A 13597-nucleotide genomic window follows, 5' to 3' on the forward strand; every position below is an offset into this window, starting at 1 on the left:
CTCAGATGTCGGGCGAGATCTCTCCCGGCTTGAACAGGCCAAGCTTGTCGAGCGGGCTCGTCACCGTGCGCACCGTCCGGGTCGCCACCTTCGCGTAAAGGGCGGTGTTGTTGAGCTTGGCATGCCCAAGCAGGACCAGGATGATGCGGATGTCGGTGCCGTCCTCCAGCAGGTGGGTGGCGAAGCTGTGGCGCAGCGTGTGCGGCCCGACTCGCTTGGCGATGTCGGCGGCCCGGGCCGCCTCGACGACGATGCGATAGAGCTGCCGCGTGCTGATCGGCTTCATCGCGTGCTGTCCGGGGAACAGCCGGCCGTCGCGGTGCATCACGCCCTGCTGACGTCAGACCTTCCACCACTCACGCAGAAGCGTGAGCAGGTCCTGCGAGAGCATGGCGTTGCGATAGCGCCCGCCCTTGCCACGCTCGACGCGCAGCAGCATGCGCTCGCTGTCGACGTCGGCAACCTTCAGCATCGACACCTCGGCGACGCGCAGGCCCGCGCCATAGGCAACCGACAGTGCGGCCCGTTGAGCAGCCGGGCGAGCTCGTCGCGACTGAGCACCACGGGCAGGTTGCGCGAATGCGACAGCCGGACGAGCCGGCGCGCCAGATCCGGGCGGTCGAGCGTTTTGGGTGATGAAGAAGCGCAGCGCCGACACGATGCTGTTCACCGTCGGCACGGGAACGCCGTCCTCCTGCTGCTCAATCTGGAACCGGCGCAGGTCGTCGGCGGTAGCGGGGTCTGGTGAACGCCCGAGAATGTCGCCAGGCGTCCGATATCGCGGAGATAGTTGCGCTGCGCCTTGCGTGAGAAACGCCGCATGTTCATGTCGTCGATCAGCCGCTGGCGCAGCGGGCTGACGGGTACATCGAGAACGGGATGGTGCATGGTCAGGCTCCTTGTTGAAGAAGCCCGCCATGCTCTGCTCCCGCCGAACGACGCTCAACGCGAGCGCGACGACCGATTCTCGATCTTTACCTCAACCGCAAGCGCCCCTCCCGCGCAGCGGGTTCGTTCTGCAGACCTTTTCAGATCGTCCTGTTTCAGATTCTGAAGCATCGGAAGCGGATGTTCGTCCAGACCCAAACTAGAGCTTGCTCGTGGGCGCGGCCGCGTCAGCGGCGGCCCTACCTGAGCACCCCGAAAGTTGTGTTCTCGTCATGCAGCTTACGCCAACGCGAGAAGCGTTCGGGATCGATCCGCCCGTCTCCCACGGCGATGATCACGGCGCAGGATGGTTCGTGGGTATGCGTACAGTTGCTGAAATGCACTGGCTCTCCAATTCGGAAATCACGCGAAGCAGCGGGAGTAGGCCGCCGTGAGGGCAGCGTTGCTTGCCGACGCCGGCTCTCTAAGCAGCTTGCGGACGAAGCCCTTCATCTTCTTGTGCCCCATGCTCGACATCAGAGCACAGACCGTCAGCTCAACGATATTCGATGCGTTGACGGGTATCGTCGGAAACCGTTGTGAAACGAGTGCCGCGTCCGGCACCAACTCCTTGTCACCGAAGTTCCGGCACGGTTGGCAGTGGTAGTAATTATGCTCCTCACCTTGCTCAGGCGAATCGAAGCGAAAAGCGAGAAAGGTCTTTTGGCCATCGATCTCGCACCAATGACCGAGGAACAGCCTGAACTCGAACGGATCGGCCTCGAAATTCCAACGCAGCCAGAGGCCCAAGATCGCCTCTTCTTCCCGGCCCGAGGGCGTCATTACGAGGATTTTTTTGGCGGGAAAGCTACCCTTCGGTTTGCGCCCAACGGTATGGATCTCCCCTCCGTCGAAAATGGAGAAGCTGCCGGAAATGCGGCGCTCAAACAGGTAAACATCTTCGGCCTTCGCGCCGCGATACCATTCCAGACCTTCGGTTTTCAGGCGGTCCAAGATGAGCACGACCGCTTCGTGGTGTTCCGTCATTTGCGATCAGCCGAAGCGGATACGACGAAGCGGGCCGTAGCTGATCCCATCGATCTTCTCGATGCCGCGACGATCGCCAAAATTGTGGAAGTCGGCCCGAAAGCGCGTCAACGCACCTTTCTCAACGAACCTTGACGTATCTTCCGCAAGGAAGAACCTGCTCGGCTGGCCTTCGAGGTACTTGTCCTGCATCTCGTCGACCAAATCGTCCTCCGCGAGCCTGAACCAGTCGAAGACGGGCTTGCCCAAAGCACTGGAAGCCAGTGGGTTGTGGTACTTTTCGAGCAGATCCCATCGCAGAGAGTCTTGGGGCGATCCAATGGCCTTCGCCCAGCTTGAAGAATCGCTCGGATCAGCTTTATCCGGATCGATCATGAATGGCAGTCTGTCGAGAAGGTGAGCGGCGTCGACGAGCACATCCATGGGACGGAGTACGGCGCGGTCCAACCACTTTACCAGCCGAAACGCCGCGAAGGCATACACGATATTCGCCGCTGTCTCGGACAGGTGTGAGGCGAAGTCTGCGTCAAGCGAGTAGCCGACGAACTCTCTCAGGGTAACGACGGCGAGTTCCTCGGCTGTCTGCGCCTTGGGACTGACGAAGCCAAAGGCGGTGTCGGACAGTTCCGCTAGCGCACCGGCATCCAGTCCAAGTAGGGGCATGATGGGGAAATCGAGCCCCTCGGAAGCGAACTTGGACGCCAAGCCTCTACCCGCTTCGAGCAGAGCAGGCATCGGCGTCCACGTAGTCGGATTGAACTCCGATGCCCCGGGCTTGATGGCCTGCCAAAGGGCCGGCTTTCCCACCAACGAAGCTTCGATGTTGACCTCGGCGAAGCTGTCTAGGTGACCGCGCATACCGAGGTCGAACTGCGGACCCTTGTACTGGTTCATCACGACGATCGCCCCGCACGTCGACAACGAACGTGCAAGTCGCGCGACACCCTCGCCGGTCGTTCTACTTCCCGCATCGTCGAGGTGAAGCAAGTCGTAATCGACGACGAGGATATCGATGCCGTCAAACCCAGTCGCTGTTCCCAGTGGATCGGCGCCGTCCTCTACGGCGAGTTTGCGACGAAGAAGATTGGAGACATCATCCTTCGCGGCTGCCATTCGATCGACATCGAACTGAGCAGGAACCACCGCCTTGATCGCAGCTACCCAATCCTCGGCGATCGACGCGTCGTCGTCGCAAACCCGCACCCGCATATCTATCGCTCCACTCGCCAGCTCATCTGAAACGTCGTGCTCCAATTGGAATCGCCCGGATCGACGAACTCGACATCGCAGTTTCTGTTATCTGCAATCATTTCCACAATGGTGAGACCGAGCCCGGTTCCCCCCATTCCCAACTCTCGACGTTCCGACGAAATGTTTGACTTCCGAGCAAACGGCTTGAATAGTTCCTCGGCATTGTCGCCGATGCCGATGCCGTTGTCGGAGACGTAGAGGTATCCGTATCGATTGTAGATTTCGGACGAGATTTCGATCCTAGGGACCTTAGCATCTAACGTCGCGTTGGCCGCGTTCAGCAGCACGTTCTGGAGAATGGCGTTCCACTCCGAATAGGCGGCGGCGGGGAAATGCAGCCGCTCTTCCATGTCGAAGGTGACTTGCACGTTGCCGAGAAGTGGGCGCAAATTGGCGACCACGGTTCGTGCGACACCTTCGCACTCCAGCGGTTCAATCCTTTCGCGATCTTCAGCGTCCATCATCGGCAGGAAGATGTTGCGCGTCGCTTCGAGCCGGTCCACCCACTCGGTCAATTCGCTCGCCGTTTCGCGAAGACCGGGGATGTCGTTCTCCTTCGCGATCTTCAGGAGCTTGCGCAGTTTCGATCGAACCCCCTGCATCTCCTTTCGGGTCTCGTGCTCTATCGCGAGCGCCGCCATTCCGGCGGAAGCCAGCGGCCCCAAGATTATACGCGAGGCCTCGTCGCTTTCCCGGACCTTCTCCAGGCTGGCATCGACGTCATCGAGCTCCCCTTCGATCGCCGCCATCGTCTCGTCGTTCGGGTAGGTCGCGACGGCGTCGTCGACCAACCTGCGCAAGCGCCGCAGCTTCGACTCGGGTCGTTCGGACGGGCGGACGACTTCGACCGTCTCGGCGACCCGACGGCGCTTCAGGGTCGCATAATAGTCGATCGACTGACGGACCGCGTCCCTGAGCGCAGCAAAAGCCTTGTTGGCGACAAGCCGGTCACGAGAGACCTGAATTTTCAGGAACTCGCCAGCGTTCTTCCTTCTTGCCTCGGCAAGCTGGTTTTCGCGCGACGTGTTGACATTGACCACGCCAAATATACGGCCCTGCGTGGGCAAATCGTTCAACGCTCGCGCGACATGCAGGTGATCCGGCAGCAATTTCGACCGGTTTCGACGGTGGGAGTGATCATACTCCAGTTCCAACCAGTCGTTTTCCGCTCCATAGTATGGCAGTCGAAATCCCTTATCGAAAACGGTGACGCCGCCGTATTTCTCGAAGTACTCGCGCATGTCGTAGACGGAAACACCCCCGGCCTGCCGGCCCGCGAGGTTATAGATCCTGATCTCCCAGTCTGCTTCTCTGAGGAAATCGGGGCAGGCGAACGTCTCGGAAAAGACCTCGTCTTCAAACTCGACGCTCACGGTCGAGACGTTGTTCCGGCCCTCGCGTTCGATCTTGCCGCGGATGATCGCTTGAAAGTTGTCGAGCGCCTGAGTGAGTTGCGTCTCGAACGCCTCGTCGACCCCGGGCAGATCGGTCTTGAACACGATCCGGAAGTCGTTCGGGTCTCCTCGCCTGCGACGATTGCTGCCGAAGAGGTAGATGGGCGAGTTCAGCATCCAGATTTGGCGGCCGAGCTCGCGAATCTCCTCCTCATCCCACGTCTGCTTCAGGTCGTGGAGGATCACGACCGTGCCGTGGGTGGATGCGAGCGGGTAGAGCGTCGGATCGGAGGGCTCCAGGCGATAAAGCGCCTCGGCTTCAGTCAGGCTCCCCGTGTCGATGGCGGTTTCCCAATCGACGAATGCGTGAAGCCGTTCGCGGGAGCCTCGCGCGGTAGAGAGCAATTGCATCCGTTGCGCAAGGAACTGCGCGGAAAGACGACCCACGCCCTTCGAGCCGGTCACCCTTCGCCCCAGGGTGCGGCTCTTCTCAGAATGCTGCTTGTGACGAGTCCCGACCGTCATCCAGTAATCGAGGAACTCCTTCTCGGTCATGCCGTGACCGTCGTCGGAAACCTCGATGCGACGACGCGTGAGGTTAATGACGCAACGCGTGGCGTCGGCGTCGTAGGCGTTCTTGATCAGCTCCGCCAACGCGATGTACGGCTTGCCGACGAGCCGTTCGCCCAGTTCGCGCAGAAGCGCAGAATCGGCTTTGAAGTAGGTTTTTTGGTTCTTCGCGGCAACGAGCTGGGCATCGAACCCTCCGATCGTTCCATTACGGGGGGGCGAAGACGCTGTCTTCATCGCAACGTCCTCACAGCGCCGGCCGGTGACGATGCTTCGAGAAAGGCATGCAACTGGGAGGCCAAGGTATCGGAGGATCGCGTCTCGCACTCCCAGACAGTGAAGGTCGACCAACCCGCGTCTTTCAGGCGGTCTTCGGCATTCCGGTCGCGCTCGACGTTTCGCTCGAACTTCTCCGCCCAGAACCCCGCTCGCGTCTTCGGCATCGTCGTTTTCGAGCACCCTAGATGTCGGTGCCAGAAGCAGCCATGGACAAAGATTGCCTTCCGCCGGCCTACGAACACGATATCCGGCCGCCCGGGCAGTTCCTTGCGGTGAAGACGATACCGATAGTTCATCGAGTGGAGCAGGCGCCGGACGACCATCTCCGGCTTGGTGTCGCGTCCTCTAACGGCCGACATGACGCGCCGTCTAAGCGGGTCTACGTCTTCGAAAGGTGCCGTCACTTGCCGTACTCGTCGAGATGGCTCCGGATCCGCCGCGCGATCGCTCGGCCGAGGTCGACCGGAACCGCATTGCCGATCAAGCGCCCGATCGACTTCATCTCGACCTTTTGCCCATCAGGCACGAAAGCGTAGTTCGGCGGGAAGGTCTGGATCAGGGCTCCCTCACGGAGCGAAATCGCACGATCCTGCTCCGGATGACCGAAGCGCCCGTTCCCGAAGCCGAAGAACTGCGTTGTCATCGTCGGGGCAGGCTCGTCCCAACTCATACGGCCATAGACCGAGGAATAACCCTTGCCGGTCTCGCGTCTGTGACAAGCGGTCACCAACTCTTCCGACCAGTCGCGCCAGCTTCCGCCTGGCCGCGAAGCATGCATGCGCTTCTCGTTGCTGGCCGACAACGCGCTGCATCGGTGCAGGTCGTCGGTGGCATGTGCGCCGCCGGCGGCGATGGGTGGCAAATCGCCAATCGTCTGGCGAACGGTCAGATAGCGGTCGGGCGTATGGGTGGGAGCAGGCACACCCGGCGGGCCTAACCGCGACGCTAGCAGCACCAGTCGCGAGCGAGATTGCGGGATGCCGAAGTCCGGGCAATAGACGATTTTCCAATCGACGAAGTAATCGGCGTTGCGTAGCGCTCGTACGAACGCGTCGAACACCGCCGAGTCCCTGAATTTCTGCAACCTCGGGACGTTTTCCATGGAGACGATATCGGGCTGAATCTCACGGATCAGCCTCGAGAAATGCTCCAATAACTGCCAGCGCCCGTCCTCGCGGCCTTGCGAGTATTTGGAGAACGGTTGGCAGGGAGCACAGCCGACGAGAACGCGGGGCGAGCCGGATACGAACCGCTCGCCTAATGCATCTGCGTCGATAGTGCCCACGTCTTCCAGCAAGAAGGGCGCGTCGTTATTGCGCTCGAACGGGAACCTGCATTTTTCGTCGATGTCGACGCCCGCTACGACCTCAAACCCTTCAAGCTTGAAACCGTGGGACAGCCCGCCGGCGCCGCAAAACAGGTCGATCACTGACCCTCGGCTGCGTTTCTTGGCGCCGCGACGTGATTCGACTCGATCGAGGCGAGCTATTTGCGTCGCGATGCTCATGCGCGCCCCTTCCGCTTGTCGCGGATTTCCTCCTCGGGGACGTCGTAGCCAGCGGCGGCCAACGCAGAGAGTATCAACGACCGTATGGTGACGCCCTTCTTGGCAGCATCCATGGCCAGCCTGCGCTTGAGCGCCTGCGGTATGCGCAACTGCAAGATGTCGCTGGTTGTCTTCGCCATCCCGATCCACCGTCTGTTTTAGGTCTGATCTTCTACATATCATGAAAGAAGACAACAGCCGTTAACGCCGACACCACCCATCGTAGGATTTTGTTCACCGGAAATCTGCGTCCTGACCCGGATCACTTCCGGCGATAGCTTGGAGTATAGATATCGCGCACCTTCGGCGATCGGAGGCCTAGCTCGCGGCAATCCGGCCCGCTGCCCTGCTTCGCCTCGCCTGTGCCGGAGCTAAACGCTTTGCCGCGATCGCCGACGGTGGCGGGCAACTCCGACATGTCGTGCAGCCTGCTAACACAATGTCGACCACGTCGCCGTCGCGCTGGACGCGGCGATCGCCAGCATACCAGCCGATAGAACCACGCGGCACTGTGCCCAATGTCCGCTTTCGGGTAGCCGGGATCGTATTTGCTACGACCGGGGGTTGGGCGCATAACTGCCAATACGACACGTAGAGTTAAACGCCTTCGTGCTGACGTGAACGACCTGCGAGGTCGCGAGCGTTAGAAATTCGAAGCCTCCTGAATCTATCCTAAATCTGAATCTAGTGGACCTAATATGTCCAACAAGCACACGCGAGTCGGGTTGAGGCGGGATCCAGAAAGTTCGAAAAGCTTCCAGGAACCCAGCGCGCGCCCTGCCGGAACCTGACCGAGAATGGTGGCAGAGCGGCAGCAACGAAATCGATGGCAACTGGTGTTCTCCGGGCCGTTGCTGCTCGCCTGCCTCGCGGTTGCGGCGCCTGGGCGGCTGCGGTTCAGCGACGTCAGTATTCGCGCTGGTGCACAGTTTCGCCTCGCTCACCTATGGGGCGGCCAGATTGTCCCCGGCGGCGATATTGCGGGTCGCATCCCGCACCGCCATCATGACGGCGCCCGCCGAAGTGAGCATGGCGAGTAATCGGAAGCAGGCACAGCATTCAATCCCCGAAGGCGTCAGTCGACGCTCGCCAAGAGACATATGGCGCGGCGCGAGCGCTGCGGCTGTACGACAGACGAAAGCAGTTCTCAATCCGAGGCGATGCCGTTCTTGATCCGTGTGAGGCGGCTTTCGCCTTCCTCCGGGCCGAAGCAGCTTTCGAAATCATTGCATTCCCGGCAACTGGGCGCGCTGCACAGCGAGAAACCTTCGGCCTCGCAGAGCTTGCGGTAAAAGTATTTCTTCCATTTCATGTTTTGGGTGTTGCCGGCCGCCAGCATCGGAAAATGCGAGGCGAGCAGGCGGCCGAGGTCGGTTCGATCAAAAAGGCCAAGGTCCTGCCAGAGGTGGTCATTGCGCATGGCACGCCGGGCGATGATCCTGGCGAAGCGGGCGCTCGTCGGGTCACCAGGTCGGGCATGCGCCAGCAGCAGTCCATGCAGAAGTTCTTCCTCCAGATCCGGCTCGGGCTCGCTCCCCTCTTCCAAGGCAAACGCGTTGATAGGAAAAGCAGGGAAACAGCGGGACAGGACATCGCGCAACTCGGCGCGCGAAAGTCCGGTTGCCTCCGTCGCCGTCGCCTCGCCGGCCTCGATCTCCTCGAGCGCACGTGAAAGCACACAGGCAAGCACATGCTGGTCGAACCTTCTCTCCAGCTGCGGCCATTGGCCGGTGCTGAGCCGGGCATAATGTTGGGCAAATATGGTGCGTTCTCCTGGTTTCGCCCTATCAAATCATGCAGAGACCCGGCCTGCCGCAACATGGGTCGGGCAGTTCTTCGGTACGGCACTCCGGGTCGCCTCGCGTCGAGTAGTTCGGCAATTCTCGTCTGGTCCATCGGCTTCTGGCGCAAATTCTGTGATTCGAAGAGGTTCGCGAACCCCGGCCCTGCCGTTTGCGCCTCACGGGGAACACTGGCGCCGGAATTTGCCCCGCAGAGTTGGACGTGAACCGTGCGGGACAGAGGTCGCGTGCTGAGTGCGGCCACATGGTCGGCCCCATTCAAGCCCGCCAGACTCACGGTTGAATGACGTCTGATTCAGAGCGTCAGAGAGTGAGTTCCAGCGCACGTTCAGGACAGGATCGCGCGCCTCGTGATGCAGGCAGTTCCTCCCCTTCCGCAACTTCAATGTCACCAGGCAGGATGTAACCGTCATTATCGAGTTTAAAGATGTCCGGCGCTTGCGCCGCGCATCGCGCGTGGCCCTGGCATTTGGCCTTTTGGACGATGATGCGCATGGCGCTGCCTCCATTGTCTGTGCCCGGGCTCCGGGCGGGCCTAAGACCAGTCCAGGATCAAATTTTCGATCCCGAACACATGGCCGCCAGAAGTTATCGGCGCCGTACCCTGCTTGATCCTGAAAGCCGGGATGCGCGCCAGCCACTCCTCCAGGCCAATGACAATCTCGCGCCGGGCAAGGTGTGAGCCAAGGCAACGGTGGGGACCATAGCCAAACGCTGCGTGGCGGTTGTCCTCCCGCTCCAAATCAATCGTGTTGGGGCATTCGAATTCCGCCGGGTCACGATTGGCAATCATCGTGGCGCAGGAAACATAGTCCCCCTTCCGGATCGGCGCGCCTTCGAAGTCGATATCTTTCGTGGCCACGCGGATCAACTGAATGGGCGGATAGGCCCGCAGCAATTCTTCGGTTGCGAGCGGGATGCGGTCCGGTTCGCTCCGCAGCAATTGCTGATCTTTGAGGTTGCGTGCGAGGTACGCCAAGTCAAAGCCTATAGCTGCTGCGACCGTGTCGAGCCCAGCGACGAAGACAAGCACGCCGATGCCGCGGACTTGGGTGTCAGTCAGCCGGCGGCCCTCGACCTGTGCCTGCACTATAAAGGTCATGAAATCGTCAACCGCCTCATCGCGGCGCATGGCTGCAAGTTCGTCGATGAATGCCACGATCGTCCGGGCAGCCACAGGTCGTTCCTTATCGTCGCCGTGGAGCAGATCTTTCCCCCAGCCGACGAATGTATCGAGTCGGTCATCAGGCAACCCCAGAAAGCGAAGAAAGGTGCTCACCGCGAAAGGAAAGGCAAAATCCTTCATCACGTCGCAGCTTGTGCGCGACGCGGCGATCCTTTCGATCAGCTCGACCGCCCGTTCGCGGACAGCCGGTTCCAAAGCCAACACCCGCTTTGGCGAAAGCAGCGGATTAAGCAGTGAGCGAAAGACGCCATGGGCCGGTGGATCGAGCTCAAGCGGGATCGTCGGCCAGTTCTCACCCAGTATGGAGGAGAAGATGCTGCGATGGCTGGAAAAAGTCTCTGCGTCCTGCAGCACCTTCCGCTGGTCCGCGGCACGGGTGATGACCCAGGTACCCCGGCCATCTTGCGTGTTGTAGCGGGAGTAAAAGATCGGAGGCCCGTCATGTACGCAAGCGACAGCTGCGTGTGGATCCCCGTTGGGTGTTGGTGGCATCCCTGGCGATGTAAACAGGCTGAAGTCCCTCACCATTTCGGGCGGGACATGATCTGGAACGGGGTTGGTCGCCATTTTGTTTTCTCTACATTGGCGTTCATGGCTCGATTGAGATTGCACCGCTGTTCATAAAGTCGATTTCCAGCATGGGCACGTCTCTTGTCGGGCGCCTTCTAGATTCTGTCGCCTGATACAGCCCACCTGCACCAGCGCGGATGAGATGGGTTGCGAAGTCGATCAGAAGGGCATCTCCGCCGCGCTCCGGTCATGAAGCAAAGCGGCCGCTTCCCCGTTAGGGTTGAGAGACTGGTCAATCACCTCTGCCCTGCTGATCAAATTGTCGAAGCAAGTCGCGTGCCGGATAGGGTAGCCATGGCGGTGCACCAAGCAATGCCAGCCTGCGCTGGGTCTGCCGCTGATGATCACCTGTCCATCATTCTTATGACAACGTCCGACAACCGACATCCGTGGTCGGTTTTGTCGAGCCCGCGACATCGGGCTGTTCGGCTTGGCTGTTGCTGCACAGCCTGCCGGTCGACGAGCGAGTAGATCGCTCGCACGGCCCGGATTGAGCAATGACGCGATCCAGCGCAAGGATCGGGTGCGGTCCGAGAAGACCCGACGGCGCTTGCGCGAGACGATCGGAAATATCAAAAAGGTCAAGCCGCGCTTCGGTTCGGCGCTGATGGCGTATGCGTTTTATCGCTCGCAGGCGCTGCAAGGCTTTTCCGGCAGACGGCGATGCACTCGTGCGCACCGGTGCCGACCGGCGACCAGCTTGACTGTATAAATGCGGTCCATTCCGGCGTGCATCACCTGACCATGCGCATGCGCTACGACGGCATCCTTTCCGCTCATGGACCTAGATTTGCTCGCGAGCCGCTGTCGGAACGTGGTGCTGAGTCCTATCGCGGCCAATTCAATCCGAGGACCTGTCGGCAGTCAACACACCCCTGGAGGTCGGACCGGGAACGCGTGGCAGACTCTCGGCCAGAAACCGCCAGTCGCTGCCCTCGCGTTCGCCTTCCTTGCGCGTGCCGAAGAACTGGATGATCATCTTGCCGTCCGCGCCATAGGCTTCAATGGACGTAACGTGACCATCCCTCGTCGGCTTGCGCACGGCCCAGACCTCGCGGATGCGATGGGTCCTAAGATGCAGATGGAAGGTCTCTTCGAGCACATTGATCCGCGGCCCGATCTGCTTGACCGACCTGATCGGGCCGGAATGGATCTGAATGCAACCACGATTGCCGACAAAGCACATGATCGGCATCTCGTCTTCGGCCGCCTGTTGGAACAGGGCGCCAATGGCATCATTGTCGAGTAGCCAGGCGTCATCCTCGTCGGCCATACGCATCGCCTGGCAGCGGCTGAGCTTCAGTGTCTTCAACATATGGTAGAACTGATGCACGTCGCTTAGCCGGCCCCAGTGCTCGCGTAGGTCGTCGACCGTGGTGGCGTGGTCTGGACTCACTGCGTTATCGCGCGCCCCGCTCGCCTCGAGCGATATGATCGGCTCCTGGTCGGGGGATACAAGCTCTGCCGTCAGATCCTGATAGGCCTGCAGGTTCGAGGCGGGCGTGAGATGAGCTTTGTGCATCGCCTCGCCGGTGGCATCAAAGAATTGCAGGCTGCGGCGGATCTCGGCCCCCTCGCGCTTCTCGACGGCGAAGCCATACGCCCACGCTTTCGGGAAGATGCGCAGGTCGATCTCGTCGCCGAGCAGTATGGCATGCTGGTTGCCGGTGACCACTTTGCCGTAGACGCCAATCTTTTGGTGCACGGCACTTTCGTTGCTGGTGACCGCCATCACCTCGCCGACCGCTTCGAGGCCGGTCAGCAGATCATCGACGCGCGGCTCGATGCGCACCGCGCCGTGACCACAATGCGCCGCGACCAACTCGGCTTCCGAAATGCCCAATCGAGCGGCGAGATCATGCTCCCGGATCTTCGGATTGTCTTTGCACGCCCGCCGGATTTCGTCGGGCGACGGTTTCTCGCGTTGGTCCATGCTTACCCCTGTTTCTACGACGTGTGAGGATCATCTGCCCTGCCCGGGAATCTTCAGCCGATAAGGCGCGCCGAAATGCTCGATCCTGATCTGCTGCTGGCCCATGAACAAGGTGTCGCTGGACAGCGTGGGCACGGCGTCGCACCGATGCGAAAACCGGCGAGCAGCCACATGCCGATGGCATCCCATCGAGCCGGTCGGCGGCTACTGGGCGGTGGTGAGCCAGTATGGATGTTGTCGCAATCGGCCAAGCGGGCATTCGGATGCCACGAGCGGCGCTGCTTTGCCAACAACGCGTATCTGACCACGGTCCTGACATGTTACTCCCTTGCTTCGCCCCATCCATCGCGATGGCACCCACGGCATGGTTGTGGATCGGCATGCTCTTGCCGTCTCGCCAAACGGAGCTTCAAAAACCGTGCCAATTGCGCCGAGGCAAGCTCAGAAGAAGTTCTGTCCTTGGTGATGTGAGTTCACCCAAGAACTCAGGCCAACATCCCTCGTGCCGGACCCGACAAACCCAACAGCACGTGTCGATTGGCCGACACCTTATCAGCAATCAAGAGGCACCAGTGCGAGAGATGCCGCGCTGTGTTGAAACGTTTTTTGGCTTTGGCACGGTGCATGCAACGTGATGGGCAAGCAGGTCGCGGACTGAGGAGAATGGAGCCATGATTACGCTCACCGACAACGCTGTTGCCGCCTTCAAGACTGCTCTTTGCCGTGCCAGCGAGCCGGCGGAAGGCTTTCGCATTATGGTCGAGGCCGGCGGCTGCGCAGGCTTCAAATACTTAATGGGCCTGGAGAGCGTGTCGCGCGAGGGCGACGCGATCACTGACACAGATGGGGTCAAGCTGTTCGTGGACGCGGGCTCCCAACCCCATGTAGCCGGCATGACCGTCGACTTCCTCACCGGGCTCCAATCTTCCGGTTTTGTCTTCGATAACCCCAATGCGCGCGAAAAGTGCGGCTGCGGCAAGTCCTTTAGTTAAACGCCCGAAGCGCCTGTGCGGCCGACAGAGTGATTTTGCGGCAGAGGAGACTTATATGGCCGGCACAACAGATGTCCCCGTCCTAAAAAACAAGACAAGGTCAAAGCCGATCTCGGGACCGCCATTCGCTCCCAGTAGGATTCAAAGAACGTCGCCTCGC

Annotated in this window: 12 protein-coding genes and 1 pseudogene; 1 reads left to right on the forward strand and 12 read right to left on the reverse strand. The window is 60.5% G+C overall.

Annotated features, from left to right (window positions below; all coding sequences use genetic code 11):
- Position 1 precedes the first annotated feature (1 nt).
- From NLY42_RS02190 to hemP, 12 genes and pseudogenes are all read right to left on the reverse strand, one after another.
- Positions 2-888 (reverse strand): annotated as a pseudogene (locus tag NLY42_RS02190) (tyrosine-type recombinase/integrase).
- Between the two features lie 402 nt (positions 889-1290).
- Entirely contained in the window at positions 1291-1914 is a 624-nt protein-coding gene (locus tag NLY42_RS02195; RefSeq protein WP_023755854.1) for a hypothetical protein, read from the reverse strand.
- Positions 1915-1920: 6 nt separating this feature from the next.
- Positions 1921-3123 carry a hypothetical protein gene (locus NLY42_RS02200; protein ID WP_023755855.1) on the reverse strand — a complete coding sequence of 401 codons (1203 nt, stop codon included), beginning with the start codon at positions 3121-3123 and terminating at the stop codon, positions 1921-1923.
- A gap of 2 nt (positions 3124-3125) precedes the next feature.
- The gene (locus NLY42_RS02205; protein ID WP_023755856.1) at positions 3126-5366 is read right to left on the reverse strand and encodes an ATP-binding protein; all 2241 of its coding nucleotides are present in this window, start codon (positions 5364-5366) and stop codon (positions 3126-3128) included.
- Complete coding sequence (locus tag NLY42_RS02210) at positions 5363-5767, reverse strand: very short patch repair endonuclease (RefSeq protein WP_023755857.1); 405 nt, start codon at positions 5765-5767, stop codon at positions 5363-5365. The genes NLY42_RS02205 and NLY42_RS02210 overlap by 4 nt, the downstream gene beginning before the upstream one ends.
- A 41-nt stretch (positions 5768-5808) precedes the next feature.
- Positions 5809-6915 (reverse strand): DNA cytosine methyltransferase, encoded by a 1107-nt coding sequence (locus NLY42_RS02215; RefSeq protein ID WP_032896379.1) that lies wholly within the window; start codon positions 6913-6915, stop codon positions 5809-5811.
- Complete coding sequence (locus NLY42_RS02220) at positions 6912-7094, reverse strand: toxin-antitoxin system HicB family antitoxin (RefSeq protein ID WP_023755859.1); 183 nt, start codon at positions 7092-7094, stop codon at positions 6912-6914. The genes NLY42_RS02215 and NLY42_RS02220 overlap by 4 nt, the downstream gene beginning before the upstream one ends.
- Positions 7095-8101: 1007 nt before the next feature.
- Positions 8102-8716, reverse strand: a complete 615-nt coding sequence (locus NLY42_RS02225; protein ID WP_032896382.1) for a nitrogen fixation protein NifQ — start codon at positions 8714-8716, stop codon at positions 8102-8104.
- 343 nt (positions 8717-9059) lie between these two features.
- Positions 9060-9251, reverse strand: coding sequence for a ferredoxin (locus NLY42_RS02230; protein WP_084779877.1), 192 nt, complete (start codon positions 9249-9251; stop codon positions 9060-9062).
- Between the two features lie 40 nt (positions 9252-9291).
- Entirely contained in the window at positions 9292-10509 is a 1218-nt protein-coding gene (locus NLY42_RS02235) for a cytochrome P450 (protein WP_023727121.1), read from the reverse strand.
- A gap of 844 nt (positions 10510-11353) precedes the next feature.
- Positions 11354-12445 carry a hemin-degrading factor gene (locus NLY42_RS02240; RefSeq protein WP_023672205.1) on the reverse strand — a complete coding sequence of 364 codons (1092 nt, stop codon included), beginning with the start codon at positions 12443-12445 and terminating at the stop codon, positions 11354-11356.
- 30 nt (positions 12446-12475) lie between these two features.
- Entirely contained in the window at positions 12476-12580 is a 105-nt protein-coding gene (gene hemP, locus NLY42_RS02245) for a hemin uptake protein HemP (protein WP_023755863.1), read from the reverse strand.
- A gap of 536 nt (positions 12581-13116) precedes the next feature.
- Here hemP and NLY42_RS02250 point away from each other — a divergent pair.
- Positions 13117-13437 carry a HesB/IscA family protein gene (locus NLY42_RS02250; protein ID WP_023672207.1) on the forward strand — a complete coding sequence of 107 codons (321 nt, stop codon included), beginning with the start codon at positions 13117-13119 and terminating at the stop codon, positions 13435-13437.
- Positions 13438-13597 lie beyond the last annotated feature (160 nt).

The sequence above is a fragment of the Mesorhizobium sp. C372A genome, from assembly GCF_030323245.1.
In the GTDB taxonomy this organism is placed as follows: domain Bacteria; phylum Pseudomonadota; class Alphaproteobacteria; order Rhizobiales; family Rhizobiaceae; genus Mesorhizobium.